Raw genomic sequence first — 604 nt, forward strand, 5'->3', positions numbered from 1 at the left:
TACGGTCTTTTTTCGTGGTGCCTTCAGTACCGGCAAAAACACCGATGCCATTACCATTGCTGGAGAAACCTGAACCCGTCTCCTTTTTCTTCTCCCACGTGCGTTCGCTGCTGGTGTTCTGGGCGGCAACCACGTTCACATCACGCCCAGCGTCCAAACTGACGTTACGCCCGGCACTAATACCGCTACCAATGAGGTTAATATCTCGCTTGGCCTGCAAATTGGCATCGCGATCGGCGCTCACTTGACTGCCGACACTGGTGCTACTCTGAGCTTCACGACCGGCCTTCTTCGCCGACGAAATCGCTATCGACGTGGGTCTTTCCGTGTAACCAAATTTCTTTTTATATGCCTCGGTACGGCTGTAAGCCGTATCGTTTGCAGAAACAAGGTTGATGTCACCGGTGTTGTTGACCAATCCGGCGCGTAGCTCGGTATCGTTATCGGCGCTGATCTTACTAGCGCGCAACCGCACGTCATTACCCGCGGCCACCACAGCATCATTGCCGGCCTCCAGCTCGCTACCGACTTGGCTCGCAGTGGTTTTCAGCTGACTCTTACTGCTTTTGGAAAGCCCAAGGAACCCGGACTTGGTTTTCTTGCT

Annotated in this window: 1 protein-coding gene; it reads right to left on the reverse strand. The window is 54.0% G+C overall.

Going from position 1 to position 604, the window contains the following annotated elements; genetic code table 11:
* Window positions 1–604: hemagglutinin repeat-containing protein (locus tag K675_RS31010; protein ID WP_037006827.1), on the reverse strand; the 604-nt coding region annotated here is incomplete at both ends.

Source organism: Pseudomonas fuscovaginae SE-1 (assembly GCF_000364705.1).
GTDB lineage: Bacteria > Pseudomonadota > Gammaproteobacteria > Pseudomonadales > Pseudomonadaceae > Aquipseudomonas > Aquipseudomonas fuscovaginae_A.